The sequence below is a fragment of the Caulobacter henricii genome (assembly GCF_001414055.1).
In the GTDB taxonomy this organism is placed as follows: Bacteria; Pseudomonadota; Alphaproteobacteria; order Caulobacterales; family Caulobacteraceae; genus Caulobacter; species Caulobacter henricii.
In genome coordinates, this window is record NZ_CP013002.1 from 1,864,976 (window position 1) to 1,888,473 (window position 23,498).

22 protein-coding genes and 1 tRNA gene are annotated in these 23,498 nt (G+C 62.8%); 15 read left to right on the plus strand and 8 right to left on the minus strand.

Translation table 11 applies throughout. The annotated features are described in order from the left end of the window. Window positions 1–12: 12 nt before the first annotated feature. The 7 genes from bamA to lpxB are packed head-to-tail and all read left to right on the plus strand — an operon-like array spanning window position 13 to window position 7,396. A complete protein-coding gene (gene bamA, locus AQ619_RS08655; protein WP_062146408.1) occupies window positions 13–2,376 on the plus strand; it encodes an outer membrane protein assembly factor BamA in 2,364 nt (787 codons plus the stop codon). A gap of 2 nt (window positions 2,377–2,378) precedes the next feature. Then, a complete protein-coding gene (locus tag AQ619_RS08660) occupies window positions 2,379–3,020 on the plus strand; it encodes an OmpH family outer membrane protein (protein ID WP_062151444.1) in 642 nt (213 codons plus the stop codon). A 47-nt stretch (window positions 3,021–3,067) separates the two neighbouring features. Continuing rightward, window positions 3,068–4,087, plus strand: coding sequence for a UDP-3-O-(3-hydroxymyristoyl)glucosamine N-acyltransferase (gene lpxD / locus AQ619_RS08665; protein ID WP_062146410.1), 1,020 nt, complete (start codon window positions 3,068–3,070; stop codon window positions 4,085–4,087). Window positions 4,088–4,089: 2 nt separating this feature from the next. Beyond that, window positions 4,090–4,566, plus strand: coding sequence for a 3-hydroxyacyl-ACP dehydratase FabZ (gene fabZ / locus AQ619_RS08670; RefSeq protein WP_062146412.1), 477 nt, complete (start codon window positions 4,090–4,092; stop codon window positions 4,564–4,566). Next, a complete protein-coding gene (gene lpxA, locus AQ619_RS08675) occupies window positions 4,563–5,357 on the plus strand; it encodes an acyl-ACP--UDP-N-acetylglucosamine O-acyltransferase (RefSeq protein ID WP_062146414.1) in 795 nt (264 codons plus the stop codon). The genes fabZ and lpxA overlap by 4 nt, the downstream gene beginning before the upstream one ends. A gap of 9 nt (window positions 5,358–5,366) precedes the next feature. Then, on the plus strand, window positions 5,367–6,197 hold the full coding sequence (gene lpxI / locus AQ619_RS08680) for a UDP-2,3-diacylglucosamine diphosphatase (protein ID WP_062146416.1): 831 nt from the start codon (window positions 5,367–5,369) through the stop codon (window positions 6,195–6,197). A gap of 8 nt (window positions 6,198–6,205) precedes the next feature. Next, complete coding sequence (gene lpxB, locus AQ619_RS08685; protein ID WP_084745877.1) at window positions 6,206–7,396, plus strand: lipid-A-disaccharide synthase; 1,191 nt, start codon at window positions 6,206–6,208, stop codon at window positions 7,394–7,396. Between the two features lie 82 nt (window positions 7,397–7,478). Here lpxB and gltA read toward each other — a convergent pair whose 3' ends face one another. Both gltA and gltX read right to left on the minus strand, forming a co-directional pair. Further along, window positions 7,479–8,759, minus strand: coding sequence for a citrate synthase (gene gltA, locus AQ619_RS08690; protein WP_062146418.1), 1,281 nt, complete (start codon window positions 8,757–8,759; stop codon window positions 7,479–7,481). A 66-nt stretch (window positions 8,760–8,825) separates the two neighbouring features. Next, window positions 8,826–10,247, minus strand: a complete 1,422-nt coding sequence (gene gltX, locus AQ619_RS08695; protein WP_062146420.1) for a glutamate--tRNA ligase — start codon at window positions 10,245–10,247, stop codon at window positions 8,826–8,828. Window positions 10,248–10,362: 115 nt separating this feature from the next. Between gltX and AQ619_RS08700 the strand changes: the two genes are divergently transcribed. Then, window positions 10,363–12,432 carry a ComEC/Rec2 family competence protein gene (locus AQ619_RS08700; RefSeq protein WP_236849567.1) on the plus strand — a complete coding sequence of 690 codons (2,070 nt, stop codon included), beginning with the start codon at window positions 10,363–10,365 and terminating at the stop codon, window positions 12,430–12,432. A 119-nt stretch (window positions 12,433–12,551) separates the two neighbouring features. Here the strand turns inward: AQ619_RS08700 and AQ619_RS08705 are convergent, their stop codons facing one another. Next, window positions 12,552–13,190, minus strand: coding sequence for a DsbA family oxidoreductase (locus tag AQ619_RS08705; protein WP_062146422.1), 639 nt, complete (start codon window positions 13,188–13,190; stop codon window positions 12,552–12,554). Window positions 13,191–13,198: 8 nt separating this feature from the next. Next, window positions 13,199–14,524: a diguanylate cyclase domain-containing protein gene (locus tag AQ619_RS08710; protein ID WP_062146424.1), complete on the minus strand. Its 1,326-nt coding sequence runs from the start codon at window positions 14,522–14,524 to the stop codon at window positions 13,199–13,201. A 271-nt stretch (window positions 14,525–14,795) separates the two neighbouring features. Here AQ619_RS08710 and AQ619_RS08715 point away from each other — a divergent pair, with 271 nt between their 5' ends. After that, window positions 14,796–15,926, plus strand: a complete 1,131-nt coding sequence (locus AQ619_RS08715; protein WP_062146426.1) for a CaiB/BaiF CoA transferase family protein — start codon at window positions 14,796–14,798, stop codon at window positions 15,924–15,926. Window positions 15,927–16,113: 187 nt separating this feature from the next. Continuing rightward, window positions 16,114–17,094 carry a YihY/virulence factor BrkB family protein gene (locus AQ619_RS08720; protein ID WP_062146429.1) on the plus strand — a complete coding sequence of 327 codons (981 nt, stop codon included), beginning with the start codon at window positions 16,114–16,116 and terminating at the stop codon, window positions 17,092–17,094. On the opposite strand, the gene AQ619_RS18755 is transcribed toward AQ619_RS08720, so the two are convergent. The 4 genes from AQ619_RS18755 to AQ619_RS08735 all read right to left on the minus strand — a co-directional run bounded on the left by AQ619_RS18755 (window position 17,063) and on the right by AQ619_RS08735 (window position 19,089). After that, window positions 17,063–17,299 carry a sulfurtransferase TusA family protein gene (locus tag AQ619_RS18755; RefSeq protein WP_084745880.1) on the minus strand — a complete coding sequence of 79 codons (237 nt, stop codon included), beginning with the start codon at window positions 17,297–17,299 and terminating at the stop codon, window positions 17,063–17,065. The two genes, AQ619_RS08720 and AQ619_RS18755, sit on opposite strands and share 32 nt — an antisense overlap. Continuing rightward, window positions 17,292–18,032 (minus strand): pseudouridine synthase, encoded by a 741-nt coding sequence (locus AQ619_RS08725; RefSeq protein WP_084745882.1) that lies wholly within the window; start codon window positions 18,030–18,032, stop codon window positions 17,292–17,294. Before AQ619_RS08725 ends, AQ619_RS18755 begins: the two co-directional genes overlap by 8 nt. Then, a complete protein-coding gene (locus tag AQ619_RS08730; protein ID WP_062146431.1) occupies window positions 18,029–18,940 on the minus strand; it encodes a class I SAM-dependent methyltransferase in 912 nt (303 codons plus the stop codon). Before AQ619_RS08730 ends, AQ619_RS08725 begins: the two co-directional genes overlap by 4 nt. A 59-nt stretch (window positions 18,941–18,999) precedes the next feature. Then, window positions 19,000–19,089, minus strand: a tRNA-Ser gene (locus AQ619_RS08735). A gap of 257 nt (window positions 19,090–19,346) precedes the next feature. Between AQ619_RS08735 and AQ619_RS08740 the strand changes: the two genes are divergently transcribed. Genes AQ619_RS08740 through AQ619_RS08760 form a run of 5 tightly spaced genes read left to right on the plus strand, consistent with a single transcriptional unit; the run spans window position 19,347 to window position 23,383 of the window. Then, on the plus strand, window positions 19,347–20,108 hold the full coding sequence (locus AQ619_RS08740; protein WP_335338054.1) for a septal ring lytic transglycosylase RlpA family protein: 762 nt from the start codon (window positions 19,347–19,349) through the stop codon (window positions 20,106–20,108). Between the two features lie 54 nt (window positions 20,109–20,162). Beyond that, the gene (gene tmk, locus AQ619_RS08745) at window positions 20,163–20,789 is read left to right on the plus strand and encodes a dTMP kinase (protein WP_062146435.1); all 627 of its coding nucleotides are present in this window, start codon (window positions 20,163–20,165) and stop codon (window positions 20,787–20,789) included. 1 nt (window position 20,790) lies between these two features. Further along, complete coding sequence (locus AQ619_RS08750; RefSeq protein ID WP_062146437.1) at window positions 20,791–21,795, plus strand: DNA polymerase III subunit delta'; 1,005 nt, start codon at window positions 20,791–20,793, stop codon at window positions 21,793–21,795. Next, window positions 21,792–22,580 carry a TatD family hydrolase gene (locus AQ619_RS08755; RefSeq protein ID WP_062146439.1) on the plus strand — a complete coding sequence of 263 codons (789 nt, stop codon included), beginning with the start codon at window positions 21,792–21,794 and terminating at the stop codon, window positions 22,578–22,580. The genes AQ619_RS08750 and AQ619_RS08755 overlap by 4 nt, the downstream gene beginning before the upstream one ends. Further along, window positions 22,577–23,383 carry an MBL fold metallo-hydrolase gene (locus tag AQ619_RS08760; RefSeq protein WP_062146441.1) on the plus strand — a complete coding sequence of 269 codons (807 nt, stop codon included), beginning with the start codon at window positions 22,577–22,579 and terminating at the stop codon, window positions 23,381–23,383. Before AQ619_RS08755 ends, AQ619_RS08760 begins: the two co-directional genes overlap by 4 nt. Window positions 23,384–23,498: the final 115 nt, after the last annotated feature.

The following is a 23,498-nucleotide window of genomic DNA, read 5'->3' on the forward strand; positions in this document are numbered from 1 at the left end:
CACCTTCCGTCCATGATTGGTCCCATGAGCAAAATTCGCGCCCACAGCGCCGCGTTCGCCACCGGTGTGGCGATTCTCTTCGGTTCGACCGCGTTGGTCGCGCCCGCTGCGGCATTCGCCCAGTCGGCGCAGACCAGTGTGGTTCAGAGAATCGTCGTGCAGGGAAATGAGCGGATCGAGCAGGGGACCGTGATGTCCTATCTGCCGATCCAACCCGGCGATACTGTGGACGCCGCGCGGCTCGATTTGGCGCTCAAGACTCTCGCCCGCACGGATCTCTTTGCAGACGTCAAGATCGACATGATCTCGGGCGACCTGATCGTGAAGGTCGTCGAGAACCCGATCATCAATCAGGTCGTCTTTGAAGGGAACTCGTCGCTCAAGGAAGACAAGCTCAAGGACGAAGTGCAGATCCGGCCGCGGGGCATTTTCACCCGCGCCAAGGTTCAGGCCGATGTTCAGCGGATTATCGAGCTCTATCGCCGGTCTGGACGTATCTCGGCGACGGTCACGCCCAAGGTCGTGGAACTGCCGCAGAAGCGCGTCGATCTGGTCTTCGAGATCAATGAAGGCCCCAAAAGCGGCGTTCTGGGCATCAACTTCCTCGGAAATTCGGAGTTCTCCGACAACGATCTGCGTGATGTGATCGTGACCAAGGAGTCTCACTGGTACAAGTTCCTGACCAGCAACGACAATTACGATCCCGACCGGATCGAGTACGACCGCGAGCAACTGCGCAAGCACTACCGCAACCGCGGCTATTTTGATTTCCGGGTCGTCTCCTCGATGGCCGAGCTGGCACCCGACAAGAACGGGTTCGCCGTGACCTACACCCTGGACGAGGGTCCGAAGTACAAGTTCGGCAAGGTCACGGTTGAGACTGAACTCAAGAAGCTGGACGGCACCCTGCTTGCCCAGATTCTGCCGATCCGCACCGGCCAGCTTTATGAAGACGAGCGTATCGAACAGGCCACCGATGCTCTGACCTTTGCGGCCGGCGCGGCAGGCTTCGCCTTTGTCGATGTTCGCCCCCGCTATGTGCCCAATCGCGAAACCAACACCGTTGATGTTGTCTTCCAGGTTCGTGAAGGCCCGCGGGTCTATGTCGACCGGATCGATATCGTCGGCAATACGCGTACCCTGGACTATGTCCTGCGCCGCGAACTCGAAGTGGCCGAAGGCGACGCCTATAACCGTGTGCTGGTCGACCGTTCGAAAAACAACATCCGCCGCCTCGGCTTCTTCAAGGAAGTCGAGATTGAGGAAGTTCCCGGCAGCGCACCAGACCGCACAGCCCTGCGTGTGAAGGTCGAGGAACAGCCGACCGGGGAACTCTCGTTCAGCGCCGGCTACAGCTCGGTGGACAAGCTTGTGCTCGACGTCGGCATCACGGAACGCAATTTCCGAGGCCGCGGTCAGAACATGCGCGGACGGATTTCCGTCGGTTCCCTGCGTCAGCAGATCGATTTCGCCTTTACCGAGCCGCGGTTCCTCAATCGCAATCTGGTCGCAGGCGTCGATATCTATTCGTTCCGCTATGACCTGAGTGACTATGCGGCCTATGACACCCGATCGCTGGGGGGCAATGTTCGCGTCGGCTTCCCACTGACCCAAAACGCCTCCATGAGCATGCGTTATACGCTGCGGCGGGATGAGGTCAGTGTTTCTGACGGCCTCTGCAACAGCGGGTCAGTTTCTCAAATTCTCTGCCTGCAGCGCGGTGCTTATATGACCTCGCTGGTGGGCTACGGCCTTAGGATCGACAAGCGAAATGACCCGATCCAGCCGACCCGTGGCTGGTTCGCAGACCTGAATCAGGATCTGGCCGGCTTTGGCGGCGACGTGAAGTACCTCAAGACCGAAACCGATGCCGGCTGGTATTGGGGCTTCAACAAGGACTTCATCTTCAGTGCTACGGGCTCCGCCGGCTATATCGAAGGCTGGGGTGGGGACAATGTCCGCATCAATGACCGCTTCTATAAGGGCGGCACCAACTTCCGTGGCTTTGAAACGGCTGGCATCGGCCCGCGTGACATCTCGACCCAGAGCAATTCGCTGGGCGCGAAACTCTACGCCATTGGCACGTTCGAGCTAACCGTTCCGACGCTTCTGCCGGAGCAGTACGGGATCAAGGCGGCTTTGTTCAGCGATTTTGGTACTGCGGGCTTGCTCGATGACTCAGACCGTCAGTCTTCGGCTGGCGTCTTTGACCCGAACATCCGAGACAACCTGGGTCTTCGGGCCTCGGCGGGTATCAGCATCGACTGGAAGTCGCCCATGGGTCCGATCCGGTTCGACTTCAGCAAAATCCTTTCCAAGGAAGACTACGACCGGACCGAAACGTTCCGGTTCTCCACCTCCACAAGGTTCCAATGATCATGACTTCCAAGTTCCTGTTTGCGGCCGCTTCGGGCGTCGTCGCCATCGCCATGTCGAGCACCGCCCTGGCCCAGACAGCACCGGCCGCCGCCCCCGCCGCACCGGCTATCACGCACGGCGCACCGATTGCAGGCGTTTGCATCTTTTCGAGCCAGCGCGCTGTCGGCTCCTCGGCTGTCGGCAAGGCGGTCGACGCTCGTCTGAAGACGATCATTGCGCAAGTGAATGCTGAACTGACCGGCGAACGCACCACGCTCGACAATGAAGCCAAGGCGCTGGACGCCAAGAAGGCCACGCTGGATCAAGGTGCACTCGAGCAGCAAGCTGCGGGCCTTCAGGTTAAGGCCAACGCCTGGCAGCGCAAGGGTCAGCTTCGCCAGAAGGAAGTCGAAGCAACCGAGCAAAAGGCGCTTTCGCGCGTCTATCAGGAGCTCGATCCGGCCATCAAGCAGGTCTATCAGCAACGCACCTGCGGCATTCTGGTTGACCGCGAGTCGGTTCTGCTGGCGAACCCCGCCATGGACATTACTGACGCCGTCGTCGTGGCCCTGGACGCTCGCATCAAGACCCTTACCTTCGATCGCGAACGTCTGGACCAACCGGCCGCCGGCGCTCAAGCTCTGACGCCGACCAAGAAATAAGCGACTCGGCAGGCGCTGAGCGCCGTGCCATTCGCCGAGAGGACCAGATGCCGGACCCACGATTTTTCGATCACCTGGGTCCGGCGTCGCTTCAGGAGCTCGCACTCCTGGGCTCTGCCGAACTCTCCGACGCTGGACAGGCCTCTCGAGCCTTTGCCCAGGTCGCGCCACTCGACGCCGCCAACAGCGAGGCCATTGCCTTCTTTTCGGACGTCAAGCGTCGGGATGCTGCCGCTGACACTCAGGCGGGGGCCTGCTTTGTCAGGCCTGAATATCGCGATCTGCTGGGCCCTGGCTGCGCGGCACTGCTGACGGCCCACCCTCAGGCTTCCTGGGCGGCCGCAGCGGCGAGGCTGTATGCCCCACGCCGGCACGAGCCTGATACAGACCAGATCCATCCCGATTGTGAACTGGAAGAGGGCGTCAGGTTGTCTCCCGGCGTTACAATCGGGCAGGGGGCCCGGATTGGCCGAGGGACCCGACTGGCACCCGGTGTCGTCATTGGGCCCGGCGTCACTCTGGGCCGTGACTGTCTGATTGGGGCCAATGCCGTGATCGGGTTTGCCATCATAGGTGACCGCGTCAACATTCATGCTGGAGCCGTGATTGGCGAGGCCGGTTTTGGGGCCGCAGCCGGGCCTAAAGGGGTGGTGGATCTTCCACAACTTGGCCGGGTCATTATTCAGGACGGCGTTACCGTCGGGGCCAATAGCTGTGTCGACCGCGGAGCCTTTTCCGATACGACCGTCGGTGAGAACACCAAGATCGACAATCTGGTCCACGTCGCGCACAACGTCCGCATAGGTCGCAATTGCGTGTTGGCGGCCTATACCGGTATCTCTGGCAGCACCGTTGTCGGTGATGGCGTTGCCTTTGGAGGCAAGGCCGGGGTAGCCGACCATCTCACGATCGGCTCAGGCGCGAGCATTGGCGCTTCTGCGGCAGTGTTTAAGGCCGTGCCTGACGGTGAAACATGGACTGGATTTCCGGCCCGGCCGCTGAAGCGGTGGCTCCGGGAAACCGCATGGCTCTCGCGCATGGCGGGTGGCCGGGGAACAAGGGGCTAAGTATGGGCCAGGACATCGCCGAAACGGCGCAAACCGATATCGACATCGCCGAGATCCTCGCTCGGATCCCGCACCGTTATCCTTTCCTGCTCGTCGACCGGGCCGAGGACTATCGTCCCCACCAGTCCATCGTCGGCATCAAGTGCGTCACCGTGAACGAACCCTTCTTTCAGGGCCACTTTCCCGGCAATCCGGTCATGCCGGGCGTCCTGATCATTGAAGCCATGGCCCAAACGGGAGCCGTGCTCATGAGCAAGTCGCTTGAGGTCGATACGGAAGGCAAGACGATCTTCTTCATGTCGGTCGACAATGCCCGCTTCCGCAATCCGGTCCGCCCCGGTGACGTCCTGCGGATGGAGGTCGAGGTGACCCGTTCGCGCTCGACCATCTTCAAGTTCAAGGGCGTTGCCAAGGTGAACGAGAAGGTCGCGGCAGAAGCAGAGTTTGCCGCCATGGTGGTGGAGACGCCGACCAAATGAGCCAGATCCATCCTACCGCCCTGGTGGCTCCTGGTGCTGAACTGGGTGCCGATGTCGAAATCGGCCCGTTCTGCACGGTGGGCCCGAAGGTCAGGCTCGGCGACGGCGTGCGTCTGATCTCCCATGTCGTGATCGACGGAGCGACCTCGATTGGCTCGGAGTGCACCGTCTACCCGTTCGCGGTCCTCGGCGCGCCACCCCAGCACCTTGCTCACAAGGGCGAAGATACACGGCTCGAAATCGGCGACCGCAATCTGATCCGCGAGCATGTGACCATGCAAACCGGGACCGTGGGCGGAGGCGGCGTAACGCGGGTTGGGTCCGACAGCCTCTACATGGTCGGCGCTCACGTCGCGCACGACTGCATCGTTGGCGACCGGGTGACGTTCGCCAATAGCGCCACGCTTGGCGGCCATGTGACCGTTGATGATTACGTGTTCATGGGCGGTCTTTGTGCCGTTCACCAGTTCAGTCGGATTGGTCGCTACGCGTTCGTAGGCGGCGGCGGCATCGTCACCAAGGATGTCATCCCCTATGGCTCCGTCTGGGGGAACCACGCGCACCTCGAGGGTCTGAACCTCGTGGGTCTTAAGCGTCGGGGTTTCAGCCGGGAGGCCATCAACGCCCTGCGGGCCGCCTATCGCCTGTTGTTCGCAGACGAGGGAACCTTCCAGGAGCGGCTCGAGGACGTGGCCGAAATCCATGCTTCCAATGCCGAGGTCATGGAGATCGTGAATTTCATCCGGTCGGATAACAACCGGCCCCTCTGCCTGCCCGAGCGGGAAGTCTAGGCACCGCGAATGCGCAAGCTTGGCCTGATTGCTGGTGGTGGCGCACTCCCCGTCGAACTGGCAGCCCATTGTCAGGCTGCTGGACGGCCGTTCAGCGTCATGCGATTGCGCAGCTTTGCTGAACCCAGCCTGGCCGACTATGCCGGCGTTGAAGTCGGACTTGGCGAGTTCGGCAAGATCTTCAAGGCGCTGAGGGCGGAAAACTGCGAAGTTGTTTGCTTCGCTGGAACAGTCGATCGGCCTGATTTTGCGGCCATCATGCCTGACCTGCGCGGCATGGCTGTCATTCCCGGTTTGATCAGCGCCGCCCGCCAGGGCGATGACGCCCTGCTACGCCGCGTTCTCCTTGAGTTTGAGAAGGAAGGCTTTGAGGTCGAGGGGGCCCACGAGGTGGTCGGCGAGCTCACCCTTCCGCCCGGGCCGCTCGGAGCCCATGCTCCGCGTCCTGAGGACAGGCCTGACATCGACCGGGCGCTGCTCGTCGCCCGTGCAATCGGCAACCTCGACGTCGGGCAGGGCGCGGTTGTCTGCGAAGGCCTGGTCCTGGCGGTCGAGGCGCAGGAAGGCACTGACGCGATGCTCCGACGGGTTGCGGACCTGCCCGAGGTCATCCGAGGGACAGCTGAAGCGCGTCGCGGCGTATTGGCCAAGGCCCCGAAGCCGATACAGGAAACCCGGGTCGACCTGCCCACCATCGGGGTCGCCACCTTGCAGCGCGCGGCCCGAGCCGGATTGGCGGGAATTGTCGGTGAGGCCGGTCGCCTGCTGATCGTCGATCGCGCCGCCGTGATCGCCTGCGCCGACGATCTCGGCCTGTTTGTGCTTGGCGTTGAGCCATAGGCCACTGCGTGACCCAGCCCCTGACCATCATGCTTGTTGCCGCCGAGGCTTCTGGCGATTCCTTGGGTGCCGGTCTGGCAAAGGCCTTGAAGCACCGGCTGGGCGAGCAAGCCGTGCGCTTCGTTGGAGTCGGCGGTGCCAAGATGGCGGCGGAGGGATTGGTCAGTCCGTTCGATATCGCCCAGCTCTCGATCATCGGAATTGTGGAAAGCCTCAGGGCCTATCCCAGGGCCATGGCGCGCCTCAAGGACACCTTGGCCCTGGCTGAACGTGAAAAGCCCGACGTTGCGGTCCTGATCGACTCCTGGGGCTTCAACATCCGACTCGCCCAGGCCTTGCGGCGGCAGGATCCTGCGCTCCCCTTGGTGAAATATGTCGCCCCTCAGGTTTGGGCCTACAGGCCCGGACGCGCCAGAGCCCTGGCGAAGGCTGTTGATCTGCTTCTGTCCATCCAGCCGATGGATCGGCCGTTTTTTGAACGCGCTGGATTGGACAGCGTGTTTGTCGGCAACTCGGCCCTCGCCAAGGACTTCAGCCAGGCCGACCCTGCCCGCTTGCGCAGGGCGCTCGGTACGACGAACGACCAGCCCATTCTGCTGGTCTTGCCGGGTAGTCGCCCCTCCGAGATCGAGCGGGTCATGCCGGTCTTCGAGGATGCGGTAAGGCAATTGAAGGCGGGACGTCCCGATCTTGCCGTTGTCGTTCCCGCTGCCTCGACGGTAGCCAGTGCCGTCAAGGCGCGCGTTGCAGGCTGGCCATTCCGGGCCCACGTGATCGAGGACGAGGCCCTGAAGGACGATGCTATGGTGGCCGGGACGGTCGCCCTGGCCTGCAGCGGTACAGTGACGACGGAACTGGCCCTGGCCGGGTGCCCGATTGTCGTAGGCTATCGCACCGGTGCGATCACCTACGGACTATTGAAGCTCCTGTTCAAGCCGCATTGGGTTACCCTGATCAACATTGCGGCCGGAAAATCTGTCGCGCCCGAGTATCTCCAGGACGCGATGCAAGGCTCCGCCCTGTCTCAGGCCGTAGCGGCCAGACTCGATGATCCGGCTCTTCGTCAGGAGCAGGTTGAACAGCAGAATGCCGCTCTTGAACTGATGGGACGAGGCATGCCTGATCCCTCGGACGCTGCGGCCGAAGCGCTCCTCGCATTTTTGAAGGCTAGACCTGCGGTCATGCCACCGAGCGCCTGAGCTTCTGCTTCAAGCCATGCTGAGCAAAGAAAAAGCCCCGTCGATCGACGGGGCTTTTCCAGTTCAACAGGCGATGGAAACCTTAGCCGCGCTGGTCCAGCGGCTTGTAGTCGCGCTGCGTCGCGCCCGTATAGAGCTGGCGCGGGCGACCGATCTTGCGCGAGGGATCCTCGAACATTTCCTTCCACTGGCTAATCCAGCCCACGGTCCGGGCCAGGGCGAACAGCACGGTGAACATGTTGGTCGGGAAGCCCATCGCCCGCAGGGTGATGCCCGAATAGAAGTCGATGTTGGGATAGAGCTTGCGTTCGATAAAGTAGGGATCGCTGAGGGCGATCTTTTCCAGCTCCATGGCCACTTCGAGCAGCGGGTCATTGATGCCCAGCTGACCCAGCACTTCGTGGCAGGTCTTCTGCATGACCTTCGCGCGTGGGTCGAAGTTCTTGTACACGCGGTGGCCGAAGCCCATCAGCTTGTACTTCTTGTCCTTCACGCCCTGCACATAGGCGGGGATGTTCTCGACCGTGCCGATTTCCTCGAGCATTTCGAGGGCTTCCTGGTTGGCACCGCCATGCGACGGGCCCCACAGGCAAGCAATGCCGGCCGCGATACAGGCAAACGGGTGCGCGCCCGACGAGCCGGCCAGGCGAACGGTCGAGGTCGAGGCGTTCTGCTCGTGGTCGGCGTGCAGGATGAAGATGCGGTCCATGGCGCGGGTCAGGACGGGGTTAGGCACCCAGTCTTCGGCCGGCACGGAGAAGCACATGCGCAGGAAGTTTTCCGAATAGGACAGCTCGTTACGTGGCGACACAAACGGACGGCCCACGCTGTACTGGAAGGCACGGGCAGCGATCGTCGGCATCTTGGCGATCAGCCGGTGGGCGCTGATCTCGCGCTGCTTGGGATCATCGACATTCAGGCTGTCGGCATAGAAGGCCGAGAGGGCACCGACGGCACCGGTCATGATCGCCATCGGATGGGCGTCGCGGCGGAAGCCCTGAAAGAAGCTGTCGAACTGGGCGTGCAACATCGTGTGGTAGGTGATGTTGTGCTCGAACTTGGCAAATTCGTCGGCCGAGGGCAGTTCGCCGTTCAGCAGCAGGTGGCAGACCTCAAGAAACGACGACTTCTCGGCCAGCTGGTCGATCGGATAGCCGCGGTGCAGCAAAATGCCGGCGTCACCGTCGATATAGGTGATCTTGCTTTCGCAGGATGCGGTCGAGGTGAAGCCCGGATCGAAAGTGAAGTGGTCGCTGTCGCCGTAGAACTTGCGAACGTCCACGACGTCAGGACCCGTGCTGCCCTTGAGGATCGGCAGGTCGTAGCTCTTTTCGCCGATCGTCAGTGTGGCTTTATCGGTCATGCGGGAACCCCCTTCATCGATGGAACGAGCAGTCCAAGTTTCATTTCGCGAGTGCGTTATAGCGCCTCATGCGCGCTCAGCCAGCGCGTCGTCAAGACGGCCCAGGCTCTCATCGCGACCCAGGGCGGCCATGATCTTGTTCAGGTCGGGGGCCTGTGATCCGCCGGTCAGGATGCCGCGCAGGGACGGGCCGAACTTGCCGAACCCGACGCTTTCGGATTCCGCGAAGGATTTCAACAGACTGCCCAAGGCCTCAACCTCCCAGTCCGGGGTTTGGGCGAGGCGATCCCGCAAGCGGGCCAGCCGCTCGACGGTCTCGGCAACCAGTTGCTTGGTCGTCTTTTCCTCAAGGGCGAACGGACGAATTTTCAGCGCAAATGCGCAATGCTCGGCCAGTTCGAGGATGGTCTTGGCCCCTTCCTTGACCTGGGGCACCACGGCGAGCAGCCGGGTGGCGGCGTCGGCCGGCAAATTCGCGCCTTGAGCGATCAGGGCCTTCAGCACCAGGTCCGCCAGACGCGCATCGTCGGCGAGGCGCAGGTGCTGGCTATTGATGTGATTCAGCTTGGCCCAGTCCAGTCGGGCAGGAGCCTTGACCACATCCTTGACGTCGAACCAGCTGATGGCCTGAGCATCGTTGAAGACCTCGTCATCGCCATGGCCCCAGCCGAGCCGCGCGAGATAGTTGCGCAGGCCTTCGGGGATGTAGCCCATGTCGGCGAACTCGCCGACGGCCTGAGCCCCGTGGCGCTTGGACAGCTTGGCCCCGTCGGGACCATGGATCAGTGGGATGTGGGCAAACGCCGGCAGAGCCCAGTCCATGGCCTGATAGATCAGGGTCTGGCGGGCAGCGTTGTTCAGATGGTCATCGCCCCGGATCACGTGGGTGACGCCCATGTCGTGGTCATCGACCACCACGGCGAGGTTGTAGGTCGGGGCTCCGTCGGCGCGCAGCAAGACCAGGTCATCCAGGTCGGTATTGCGGAACGTCACCGGACCCTTGACCAGGTCATCGACCAGGGTCTCGCCGTCGGCAGGTCCCTTGAAGCGGATGACGTGCGGCAGGGCAGGATCGCCTGGCTCGGGAGCGTCGCGCCAGGGCGAGCGGATGGCATGGCCCTCTGCACGAGCCTTTTCGCGGGCAACCTCTAGCTCCTCGACGCTCATCCAGCAGCGATAGGCCCGGCCACGCTCCAGCAGCTGCTGCACGACCTCGGCGTGACGGGGCGCGCGGGTGTGCTGAAACACCGGTTCTTCGTCCGATGTCAGGCCCAGCCAGTCTAGACCCTCAAAGATCGCTGCGACGGCAGCCTCTGTCGAACGCTCCCGATCTGTATCTTCCACGCGAAGAAGGAACTTCCCACCCGTATGGCGCGCATATAACCAGTTGAACAGCGCCGTGCGCGCCCCGCCGATATGCAGGAAGCCGGTGGGCGAGGGGGCGAAGCGGGTGACCACGCCGCGGTCGGTGGAGGAGGGGTTCGACATCGAACTCAATGCTGACAAGCTTGACGCCGCCGAGACGGCTAGGAGTGCGCGCCTGGGCGCGCCTTGGGCGGGGCGTCTTAGCACGGCGTTTCGCGCATGGCCTAGTCCGTCGACTCTGTTCGGACAGCTTGCCGCAGAGTTCGAGGCCAATCTGAAGCGCTGGTTCCTTTGGAGCCCTGTGTGCCTTGGAATGGGGGCTGCAGCCTATCTTGAGGCTCCGATTGAACCGCCGCTTCTCTCATTGGTGATCTTGGCCCTTGGAGGTTGCGCACTTTGGTGGCGGGCGAGGTCGGCCAAGCCCGTCCTCGCTGTGATGGCGGCGCTCCTCGCCTTCGCCTTTGTCGGAGGACTTGCGGCGAAGATCCGCAGCGATGGGGGCTCAACACCGGTCATCGATGGCGAGCGTGCGCCGCGCTGGGTGAAGGGATTTGTTGTTGATGTGGTCAGCCCAGGCGCAGGCGGGCCGAGGTTACTCATCGCTCCGGTTGAGATCAGCGGCTTGGAGCCTCGTGATACGCCGAAAAGAGTCCGCATAACGGTGGACGCCGAACATCTGCCGAGTCCGGGAGAGGCCGTAAGGCTACGCGCCATACTGGGGCCTCCGCCACCGCCTGCGGCTCCCGGTGCCTATGATTTCGCCCGCGACGCCTGGTTCAACGGTGTCGGTGCGGTCGGTTTTTCGCTTAGCGGCGTGGACAGGGTTCGTCTCGAGGCGGCGCCGCAGCGGCTCAAAGCGACGATGGCGGTGAATGCTTTCCGATGGCGCCTGGCAGAGCGCATCTACACTCGTATGGGCCCAGCCAGCGGAGGGATCGGAGCGGCCATGGTCACAGGCCATGAAAACTGGATCCCCACCGAGCAGACCGAGGCCATGCGTGCGTCTGGGTTGGCTCACATTCTGTCGATATCCGGACTGCACATGGCCATTGTTGGAGGCTTTGTATTCGGCGCTGTCAGGCTAGGGATTGCAGCCTGTCCCTGGCTGGCCCTTCGTGCGCCCGGCAAGAAGATTGCAGCGACCGCAGGACTGTTTGCGGTCGCGACCTATCTGGTGATCTCCGGTGCGCCCGCGCCGGCCGAGCGAGCGGCCATCACAGCCAGCGTAGCCTTTGCCGCCATTCTGGCTGATCGTCAGGCTGTCAGTCTCCATGGCCTGGCCTTGGCGGCGCTGATCATTCTCTTGATGCAGCCTGAGGCCGCCGGCGCGCCGGGTTTTCAAATGTCGTTTGCAGCCACGACGGCCCTGATCGCTCTGGCCGAAGGGTGGCCGAGGCCCGCGCGCGAAATCTCGGTCCCATGGCTGATCCGGATCATCCAGGCCGCCATCAATTGGCTGGCCATCAGTATTGGGGCCAGTTTTGTGGCAGGGCTGGCGACTGGCCCTTTCGCCATGCAGCACTTCAATCGCGTCGCGATCTGGGGCCTGCCGGCCAATCTGATGGTGGCTCCGTTGTCCTCCTTCATCATCATGCCCTTTCTTGCGCTCGGCGCAGCGCTCGAGGCCACGGAGTTGGGTCGGCCATTTCTGCAAATCGCGGGATGGGGTGTCGAAGCCATGGTCGCTGTGGCCCGGAAGTTCGAGTCGCTCGGTGGCCAGGTTCTGGTCTCCAGCGCACCGCCATTCACCTTGGCCATCGCTTTCCTCGGCCTGATGCTGCTCTGTCTTTGGCAGGGAAAGGTCCGTTGGGTTGGTGCGCCTCTCGCCCTGGCCGTGGCCCTATGGCCCCGGCCCGAACCGCCAGACATCTGGATCGCGTCGGATGGAGCGACCGCTGCAGTGCGCTTTGAGCAGACAGCCATTCTGCTTCGACCAGACAGTCGGCGGTTCGCTGCGGAACTCTGGGCTCGCCGGCAGGGCCTTACGATTGCCACCACATTTGGATTTGAATGCGCCGCCTATGCTTGCCGACCCAGAAGTGATGCCCCGGGACCCGTTGCACTCTCCTGGAGTCGAAAAGCGCTGGCGGGCGAAGCTCTTGGGGCGCTTTGCTCAGCCGCAGAAGTTGTTGTTCTGCGCGGAAACCTCACGGGACAGATACCGCCCCAATGCGCAGATCGCGTTATCCTGACGGCAGAGGATTTTGCGCGCGGCGGAGCAGCTGAGCTTTATCGACGGCATGATGGCTGGTGGATTGTTTGGGCTCAGCCACTGCGGGGACGGCGTCCCTGGAGCCTGCAGGATTGAAAAAGCCGGCATGCCGTCCGCCCATTTCAGCCTCACCTTCGGCTGCCTAGCTCGAAAAGACGAATTCTCGCGCTTTGGCGGCCTTCACTGAATGCAAGACCGAGGTCATCTCGCCGGCGCTATTGGCCAAGAGCCTGATCGATGGCCATGGCGATCCGGTCAGACGTCTCCGCACCAACTACAGCGACCTTGCCGCCAAAAATCACATAGGGCACGCCCGTGACGCCGCCTTGAACGGCAAGAGCGTGCTCGCGCGAGACCGACTGGCTATCGGCTGCTTCCGAAAGCAATTGAAGGACGACGAGCCGTTCCATGCCCGCCGCTTCGGCGATATCTGCAAGGACCAGAGGATCGCCAATATCGCGCCCCTCGGTGAAATAGGCGGCGAACAGCCCTTCGACCACATGATCCTGCACGCCAGCGGTCAAGGCCCAGCGGATAAGCCGATGGGCCGCATTGGTGTTTGGCGATTTCTCGATGACCTCGAAGTTGAAAGTGATCCCGTCCTCAGAGCCACCTTCCATCAAGGCCTGATGCACGGCCTTGAGACTCCCCGGGTCCTTGAACTTCGCGGCCATATAGGCTTTGCGATCGACTCCGTCCTCGGGAAGGGTCGGGTCCAGCTGATAGGGCCGCCAGATCAGCTTGGCGTCGATATCGGGCCTGAGCGCGAGGGCCGCCTTCACGCGCCGCCAACCCAGATAACACCATGGACAAACCACATCGGCGACGACGTCCACGATCATCGTTTGGCTCATGGCGGATCTCAGCTGGCTTCGCGCTGCAGGGCAAGTGCCGCCGCCCGCTCGAGAGCCTTCACGGCACCTTCTCCGGCCTCGATCTGGGAGACGCCGATATCGAACTCACACACGAAGGGAGGCCGATCCTCGCCGGCGTCAAAGGCTGTGCAGCCAATCACCGCTGCAATGCGCTCTGCCGCAGCGCGGGCTGCATTCAGATTGGTCGCTGGCAGGGCAAGTGCGAACACCTCCGGCGCAAGACGGGCTGCGGTGTCTTCCACACGGACCAGGCGGCCGACCATCGAACCGATCTGCGGAATGGCCCGATCCAGCCACCCGTTCTGCCGCGCCCACAGGGTATCTGGCTTGTCAGCGACCCGGAGCACGCAGATCGACAGAGGCCGCGACCGTTCCCGCGCAGCCGCAGTCAGGCGCGCCAGGTGGGCGGCAAAAAGATCCCGCGTAAAGAGTCCGGTCGCGGCATCCATCAGACCCGAGCTGCGGGCCTTCTCGAGAGCGCCTCGGATGGACTCTCCGCGGCGGTAATTGCGCGCGAGTTCAATCACCCGCCTTGCGGTTTCGACCTCGGGCGTCTCTGGCGATGCGACATCGGATACACCCCGATGGAAGGCCTCGGACATGGTCACATAGCTCTCGGCCTGCAGATACAGCATGGCCGGAATATGGAAGAGCCGAGTGTTGCGGCGCATGCCTGCGGCGATCGACAGCGCTTCTTGCTGATTGTCTCCCGCCCACAGGACAACGGAGTCGAAGGCGCGCTCATGCAGATAGTCAAAGGCCGTATAGGCGGTGAAGGCCCCCACCACTTCGGCACCGCTGCGTTTCAGGGCATTGGATAGGGCCAGAAACTGCGGAGCCGGCTCACCCACGGCAAGGATGCGGAAAGGCGAGGGTTGCGGTTCCGGCAAATCCATCCGGCGACCCCGGTCGCCAAAGGTTTCAAGCCGCAGCTCGAATTCCTCTTCAGCGACCGCTGTCCTGACAAGGGATTCCAGACGCAGGGCTGCCTGGGAAGGATGCAGGGGCGGGGAGAGGGTTAGATCAAAGGCCTGGCTCGACTGTCCGCCATCGAGCTCGCCAATGGCGATCACGGGCAAACGACGGGGCGAGACGGCAGCCTTCAGGCGCCTGGCAAGCGACTGGGTGTCCGGTCCAGCGCTGGCGAGATCAACAATCACGGCCTCGATCGGCAAATCACCCAATGCGGCCAAGGCGGCATAGGGCCCGCGCGCCGTAATGGTCCGCCAGCCAAGCCGGTCAAGACCTTCCGCAAGGGGGCCTGCGCGCAGATCGTCACGCGCCACGATCAGAATTCGGGCGTCAACCGCCACACTCTACCTCCGCCCGAAATCCCGCCGAACGCCGGTCGCATTCGACCGTCGGGATTCGACGGTGCAACATAGCAGAGGCGTTCAGAGGGGATAGGGACGCAACGTCGCGGTCGGGCCAGCAAATTGCATTCGACGCATCGCCAAGCGCGAATTGAACCCGAATTGCCCCGAGGATGCGCCGTCTTCTCCAAATCCTGCGCTTGCATGACCGAGGGTCAGCATCGTTCTAGTCCTGTCCGTCGTTTTACATCGCGCCGTTGAGGAGACCACCATGGGCCAGGGGCCACTTTCCGGACTGAAGATTGTCGAGTTTGCCGGCATTGGACCGGGTCCCTTTTGCGGCATGCTCCTGTCTGACCTGGGAGCCGACGTTGTCAGGATCGATCGGAAAGGCCAGGGCCGGGGTGGTTCACCCGCCGACGTTACGGCGCGGGGGCGCCGTTCAGTGGCCCTGGATCTCAAGCAGCCTGAGTCCATCGAAGCCTGCCTGACCCTGCTTGAAGGCGCAGACGGGCTGATCGAAGGCTTTCGGCCCGGCGTTATGGAACGCCTGGGCCTGGGCCCCGATGTCGCCCTGGCCCGCAACCCCAAGCTTGTCTATGGCCGGATGACGGGCTGGGGACAGTTCGGGCCTTATGCCAAGGCGGCCGGCCACGACATGAACTACATCGCCATTACGGGCGCTCTGGATGCCATTGGCACGACGGACAAGCCCGTCCCGCCCTTGAATCTGGTCGGTGATTTCGGAGGCGGTGCGCTCTATCTGGCCTTCGGTCTTCTGGCCGGCATCATCCATGCGCGGTCGAGCGGCGAGGGCCAGGTCATCGACTGCGCGATGAGCGATGGTGCCGCCTCCTTGATGGCCATGTTCTATGGGTTCAAGGCCGGCGGCATGTGGAGTGACGGCCGTCGCGCCAACCTGCTCGATGGCGGTGCGCATTTCTATGACACCTATCAGTGCAGCGATGGCGGCTGGATTTCGATTGGGTCGATCGAACCACAGTTCTATCTGCTGCTGCTGGAAAAGACGGGCATCACCGATCCCCAGTTCCAGCATCAGATGAGCCGTGATGAGTGGCCGGAATTGCGTGACAAGCTCGCTGCGGTCATTCGCACCAAGACCCGGGATGAATGGTGCGAGCTAATGGACGGTACGGATGTTTGCTTCGCGCCCGTCCTGTCGATGGAAGAAGCACCCCGACATGCCCACAATTCAGCGCGGGAAACCTTTGTCGAAGTTGCGGGCGTAATCCAGCCCGCACCGGCCCCGCGTTTCTCAGCCACACCCGGCAAGATCCAGGGGCCGCCCCCCAAGGTGGGCGGCGACAATGAAACGGCTCTGCGGGATTGGGGCTTCACGGTCGAGGCTATTGACGCCCTGAAGGCCAAGGGTGCGCTCTGAAAGTTGACGCTGGAGGGACTCGCGCCGTTCAGCCACGGTTCAGGCGGCTCCTCCTAGCCTGGCGATGTTCCGGGCGCTGCGCCATTCCGTCCCTCGATGCGGCATCCGGTTTCAGGCCCGTCCTGCGGGGACGCGTCGCCTTTCCCTGAGGCGGCGCGTCTCTGTCAGTTCGGGCCTGGGGTTGCGCATGGTGGTGAGGGCGGGCAGGTTCCGGCCGATGCAAGACCCCAAACCTATCCGCTGGCGCGACTTGGACCTTGATCCGATCCATTGGGCGCGGGAGGTGCTTCGCGTCCTGGGTCTGGCGCTGTCGCGGATCTGGGGACGCGACGTCATGCTCTATGTCGGCGGGGTCTCTTTTTTCGCCCTGCTGGCCGTTTTCCCGGCGCTGGCGATCATCATCGGGATCTACAGCCTGTTGCTAACGCCAGCCGTGGCGGCCGCTCAGGCTGAAAACCTTGCACAGTTGATGCCCGAGGGCGCGCGGTCCCTGTTTGAAAGCGAACTGACGCGCCTGGCCCATGCACCTGAGCAAGCCGTTTCGGCCCAGAGCGCGGTCGCCCTCGTCATCGGTGCCTATGCCGCTCACAGAGGCTTCAAGGCCCTATTGGCCGGCCTCTCCTTCATCCACGATGAGGAGGACCAGAGGGGCTTTGTGGGCTTCAATCTGATGGCCCTGATCGTCCTGATCGCCGCCTTTGGGCTGCTGTTTATGATGTCCGGCATTTTCCTGATCTTGCGGTTGCTGAGCAGCGCGTTGCACTTGCGACCCTTGGAAGGCGTGCCGTGGGTTCAGAGCGAGTGGACATGGGCCAGTCTGGGCGTGGTGATCGGGATGACCCTGATCTATCGCTACGCCATGTCCCGAGCGCCCGTCGGCTGGCGAGCCTCGACGGCAGGCGGCGTCGCCGCTGCCATCCTCTGTCTCTGCATGTCGTCAGCCAGCGCCTTCTATGTCGACAAGGTGGCCCAGCTTGGTGCCACCTACGGTTCGATTTCGGCGGTCATCATCTTTCTGATCTGGCTGTCCTGGAGCGTGAACGCCATTTTCCTTGGTGGTGCCTTGGCGACAGAGGTGGAAATCGCCCTGGATGAGCGCCCCCGCGCCCTCGTCGAAGGCCCGCGCGCAATCCCGCTCAAGGTGCCTTCTTCGTCACCAGAAAGCTGATCGATCCGCTATCTCCGTCCGTTATCGAGTCTACCGTCGCGCCGGCACTCGATGCAAAATGCGGGACATCGATCCGGGCCATCGGATCATCAGCAATCAACAAAATTTGCCCACCCGGCGGTGCGGACTCCAGGGCCCGGCGCAGCCGAAGGGTCGGCACCGGACAACGGTGGCCTCTCGCGTCGACAAGGGTTGGGCTAGCCATCGATAAAGACCGCTTCGGCTTCGATTTCGGACAGGATCCGGAACTGGCCAGGCTCAAGATCATCGGGCAGATCCACGCCGCCGATCCGCTCCCGATGGAGGGCGAGGACATGATTGCCGGCTGCCGCGAACATCCTCCTGACCTGATGGTATCGACCTTCCGTCACGGTCAGGCGGGCACGATGGGCATCAAGTGGAACCAACTGGGCAGGCAGAAGTGGCTTTTCCTCGCCCTCCAGCATCAATGACCCGGAAGAGAACAGCGGCCCTTCCAGGCCCGTGAGTGGCCGATCGAGGGTCGCCAGATATGTTTTCGGGACGTGGCGCTTTGGCGAAATGACCCGATGCAGGTAGTCGCCATCATCGGTGATCAGGATGAGGCCAGAAGTGTCCTTGTCCAGGCGCCCGACCGTCGAAAGTCCCGGGTCACGGATCCGCCAGCGACGGGGCAGCAGATCATAGATCCGTTCGCCATCTTCCTTGTGGGAACAAACAACGCCCAGGGGCTTGTGCATCAACACAACAAGCGGGGCAGGCGGATCAATCGGCGCGCCCTTGATGGTCATTCGGCCGGGCAGGTCAGAGGTGACCGCAACCTTGGTCCCGACATCCTTCAGGACCTTGCCGTCCAGGACGACCTTGCCGCTGGCGATCAAGGCCTGAACGTCCTTGCGACTGCCATAGCCGAGATTGGCCAGCAGCCTGTCCAGCCGCGCCATCAAGGCCTTGGTCACTTGCGCGCCTCGAAGACCTTGTAGCCGTTCGTCTCTCCGGCCAGGCGCACCTGTGTGAAGTGCTCCTTCAGGATCGCCTCGTAGGGCAGATGGCGGTTGGCCACCAACCACAGATCACCGCCTTTGCGCAGGCAGGCGGCCGCAGTCTTGATGAAAGCCTGACCCAGGGATCTGTCCTCGCCGCCGGTCTCATGGAACGGCGGATTGGTGACGATGAAATCGAGCTTTTCCATCCGCCCGCCGGCCTGGCGGACATCGTCCCAGAGGAATTCGGCGCGAGGGTCGTCGATGTTGCGGCAGGCTGCGTCCACAGCTCGCCGATCGAGATCAACCAGGGTCAGCTTCGTCACTTTCGGGGAGGTCAGAACGCTGCGCGACAGCCAACCTATGCCGCATCCAAAGTCTGCTCCTGTACCGGAGAGCGGTGGCAGGGTCTTCTGAAGTAGGGCCGTGCCTGGGTCCAGTCGGTCCCAGCTGAAGACACCCGGCTGGGTCCAGAGTTCGTCCACGGCGCGGCGCGGTGACCCGGCTTCGATCGCGACTTCCAGACCCTCGGTCACCGCCGGGCGAAGCGCGACACAGATCCGATGGTGCTTCTTGGAACTTTCGCCAACCACGCAGCCGAAAGCCTCAAGTTCCTTTTTCAGTCGCAGACCGCCCCGGTCCTTCGGGCCAAAGACGGTCAGGCGGCCGTCGATCCGCAGGGTCCGCAGGGCCTGCGCGAGGACGAAGCGGCGCTCCACAACGCCGGCTGGCGCGCGCACCGCAAAGGCTTCAAGCGATTGGTCCTGGATGGAGGCCAAGTCGGTAGCGCCAACCACCAGTGGGGATACCTGAATCGCGTCGGCCGCGACTGGTGCCAGATCATGATCGGCCAGGCCGTAGTACGCGGTGCGGGCTGTTGACATCAGTATCCTGGAAGTCCGCCGCACCGGCTTGTGGTTGGCCGGCGCGGCGGAGAACGGGGTGGCGGACAGAGTGGGATTCGAACCCACGGTAGACTTTCACCTACGGCGGTTTTCAAGACCGCTGCCTTAAACCACTCGGCCATCTGTCCGGAGCGGCGGCTATATCAGTGCGCCTTCGCCTTAACCAGACTTCAAAACAACTGGGGCATGCTGAAAATTCGGAAGGGCTCGCCCGCGTCAGAAAGACGTCAGCATGGTAATGGATCGGCTCCTTTGGCGCGGCCTGCGCAATGCGGGCATTGTGGGCCTTGCTGCCGCGAGCCTCGCTGCCTGCGCCACGCCGAAACCAAGGCTTGAGACAAGGGCCAGTCCTGATTTCAACGGCTCAGCGTCACCCCGCGGTCCGATGACGGGGCCCTCTGGAAAAGTTCTAAGGGGAACTGAAAAACCTTATCAAATCAAGGGTGTATGGTATTATCCCAAGGCCGATCCCGACTATGATGAAAAGGGCATTGGCTCCTGGTACGGCGAGCAGTTTCACAATCGGAAGACCGCCAACGGCGAGATATTCGACATGGACGCCGTCTCGGCGGCCCATAAGACCTTGCCCTTGCCCAGCCTGGTTGAAGTGACCAATCTCGACAACGGCCGCAGGATGATCATCCGGGTCAATGATCGTGGTCCTTTTGTCGGTGACCGTGTGATCGACCTCTCCAGAGCGGCAGCCGATCAGCTGGGCTATCGCCGTCAGGGCATTGCACGCGTGCGGGTGCGCTATGTCGGCCCCGCCCCCAAGTCATCCTTTGAAACGCGGCAATATGCCCAAACGCCCGTTACCCCACCGCAGCCTCCCGTCCGCCAGCCTGTAAGGGAAGACGCTGAACCTGTCTGGCCAGCCGAGCCGCCGCCGGTCAGGACACAGATCATTCCGCCCCGTCAAAGCGCCTTCAAGGTGCAGGCTGGCGCGTTTTCCAGCCGCGAGAATGCCGAACGCGCCGTGGCTCAGCTGCAGTCCGCAGGTTCGGCCACGATCGAACGTCTGGAACGGAACAGCGGAACCCTCTATCGCGTAACCGTTTCCGCCGGCGAGGATGAAGGCCAGGCCTGGACCCTGCGGGATCGCGTTGTAGCCCTGGGTTATTCCGGGGCGACAGTGCTGCGCCCCTGATTCCTTTGCCCAAGGCCACTGGACAAGCTCGGCGTTCCGGTCGAATTGAGACCCGTGACGCGCGGATCATTCATCAGTTTTGAAGGCGGGGAGGGGGCTGGCAAGTCGACCCAGATTCGTCGTCTGGCCGACCGTTTGCAATCCGCTGGACACGATATCGTCCTGACGCGTGAACCTGGCGGAAGCCCCGGTGCCGAGACGATCCGGGATCTCCTGGTCAATGGCGAGGCGGACCGATGGTCCCCGGTCACCGAAACCCTGCTGATGTACGCGGCACGGCGCGACCACCTCGAAAGGGTGATCCGTCCAGCCCTGGATCGCGGCGCAGTGGTCCTGTGCGACAGGTTCTCCGACTCGACCCGGGCCTATCAGGGCGCAGGGGGGGATGCGCCGGCGGCCCTGATCGCGGCGCTCGAGGACCATGTCCTTGGCGATTCGATCCCTGACCTGACGTTGATCTTCGACCTTCCCCCGGCCGTCGGCCTGGCTCGTGCCGCCGCGCGAGGCGGTGCCGCGCGGTTCGAATCCAAGGGGCTGGAGTTCCATGAACGACTGCGGGCCGGCTTCATGGCCATCGCCCAGGGGGAACCAAAGCGTTGTGCGCTGATCGACGCCAACGCCACGCCCGACCAGGTTTCTGAAGCGGTCTGGACCGTCGTATCGACCAGGCTGGCCCTTTGAGATGGAGCCGCCTCCGCATCCCCGCGAGGTTTATGCGCTTGAAGGCCTGATCGGCGCCGAGTCTGCGTTCCTGGACGCCCTTGGCCGTGGCCGCCTGCACCATGCCTGGCTGCTGGCCGGACCGGAGGGCATAGGCAAAGCCACCCTGGCCTACCGCATGGCGCGCCGCCTTCTCGGCGCGGCCCACGATCCAGCCTTTGGCCTATTGGGTGCCGCGCCAACTGATGTCACCAGCCGCCAGGTCGCTGCTAGGTCGCATCCGGACCTCATGGTCCTTGAGCGCGCCACAGATGACGGCAAGACGCGCAAATCGATCCCGGTCGATGAGGCGCGACGGCTACCGGAATTCTTCGCCAATTCGCCGGCGATTTCGCCCTATCGGGTCGCAATCATCGACGCGGCAGACGACTTGAACGTCAACGCCGCCAATGCCGTGCTCAAAACGCTTGAGGAGCCACCCGCCCGCGGCGTGATCTTGCTGATCAGCCACGCGCCTGGAAAGCTTCTGCCGACCATTCGGTCGCGTTGTCGCAGGTTGCTGGTTCCTGCACCTGGCGTCGAGGCCGCGACCAGAATGGTCAGCCAGCGTGCCGGCCTGGGTCACCAAGAAGCTGAGCGACTGGCTCGTATGGCGCATGGCGCGCCGGGCAGGGCGCTTCAACTGGCCTCATCAGGGGCCCTGGCTGTGGATGACGCCGCCAGCGAGATTCTGCGAAGCCTGCCCGCCATCGATGAAGGGGCACTTCTGGCCCTGGCCGACAGCTTTCGCGGTAGCGAAGGTGCTGCCCGCTTTGAATTACTGCTGGAACGACTGGCGGATCAGATCCACGCCATGGCCACGCGCCTCGCGGCAACCGGCTCCTCGTCTGCCCTGGACCGTTGGGCATCGGTCTGGGAGCGTCTGGTGCGCTGGCCGGGCGAAGCCGAGGCCATAAACCTGGATCGTGCAGATGTGTTCTGGAGCGTGATCTCGGACTTGCGTGCCGCCGCCAAGACGGCGATGTGAGCGCCATGCTCATAGACAGCCACGTCAATCTCCACGCGCACCAGTATGATGAAGACCGCGACGCCGTGATTGCCCGCGCCCGAGAGGCCGGCATCGGTCTGATGGTCACCATCTGCGACAAGGTTTCATCCTTCGAGGCCGTCCATGCCATTGCCATGGCCGAGCCGGACATCTGGTGCACGGTGGGTACCCATCCGCACGAAGCCAAAGAGAACCCGGACCTTTCGGTCGAGGCCCTCGTGGCCCTCGCCGACCGCCCCCGCGTGATAGGCATCGGCGAGTGCGGCCTGGATTTTCACTACGACTTTTCGCCCCGCGACATTCAGGCGCGTGTTTTCCGAGCTCACATCGCGGCTGCCCGCCAGACGGGTCTGCCCCTTGTCGTCCACACTCGCGAAGCGGATCCGCTGATGGCTGAGATCCTCGAAGAGGAGCACCAGCGTGGGGCCTTCAAGTTGCTGATGCACTGCTACACGAGCGGTGCCGAGCTGGCAGCGCGGGCGGCCGCCCTGGGAGCCTGGTTTTCGGTCTCAGGGATCGCGACTTTCAAAGCGGCCGAAGATGTCCGGGCGATCATTCGCGACATGCCGGCCGACAGGATCATTGTCGAAACCGATTGCCCGTATCTGGCACCTGTGCCGATGCGCGGCCGACGCAATGAACCAGCCTATCTGCCCCACATTGTGGACAAACTCGGCGAGATTCGAGGTTGGACGCGCTCTGAGGCCGAAGCCCGCACAGAGGATGCGTTTTTTGCGCTGTTCGACCGGATACCGCGTCCGTGAACGGAGCCCTGGAATTCACGATCCTCGGTTCCGGCTCTTCAGGCGGCGTTCCACGGGCCGATGGCGACTGGGGCGACTGCGATCCCGCCGATCCGCGGAACCTGCGGACCCGGTGTTCCTTGCTGGTCCGACGCAAAGGGGAGGGCGGGCCCAAGGCCGAGACCACCATCGTGGTCGACACGTCACCTGACTTCCGTCTGCAAGCCGTGGCTGCGGGGGCCAGGCGGATCGACGCCGCGGTGTTTACGCACGACCATGCTGATCAAGCCCACGGCATTGATGACCTGAGGCCATTCTTCCTCAATCAGCGCCATAAGATCCCTGCCTTTATGGACGAGGCCACTCGCGTTGGGCTCACACACCGGTTCGACTATGTGTTCACGACCCAGGGCGGCTATCCGGCGATTTGCGAGCCGCGGCCTATTCCCCCTCACGGCGAGCCTTGGGCGATCACAGGGCCAAGCGGTGACATCCCGGTCCTGAGCTTCGACCTGGATCACGGCAACATCCGCTCCGTCGGCTATCGCTTTGACAAGGTGGCCTACACGCCCGATGTCGTTGGCATTCCGGAGGACAGTTGGCCTGCCCTGATGGGGTTGGATGTCTGGATCGTCGATGCCCTGCGCTGGACACCCCATCCGACCCACGCCCATGTTGAACGGACGCTGGAATGGATTGCCCGGGCCAAGCCGCGGCGCGCCATTCTAACGAACCTCCATATTGACCTGGATTTCAAGGCCTTATCGGAAAAACTTCCGGTTGACGTCTTTCCTGCATTTGATGGCTTACGCTTCTCGATCTAGCGGTTGCGGCCAAGAGGATCGCGCTCGAAGCGCTCAGAAGTTGTCCAGATGCGTGAAAAGCCAAAGAGATAAGTCCGGCATTTTTCGAACTTGGTCAGGCTGTTAGCGGACCCTT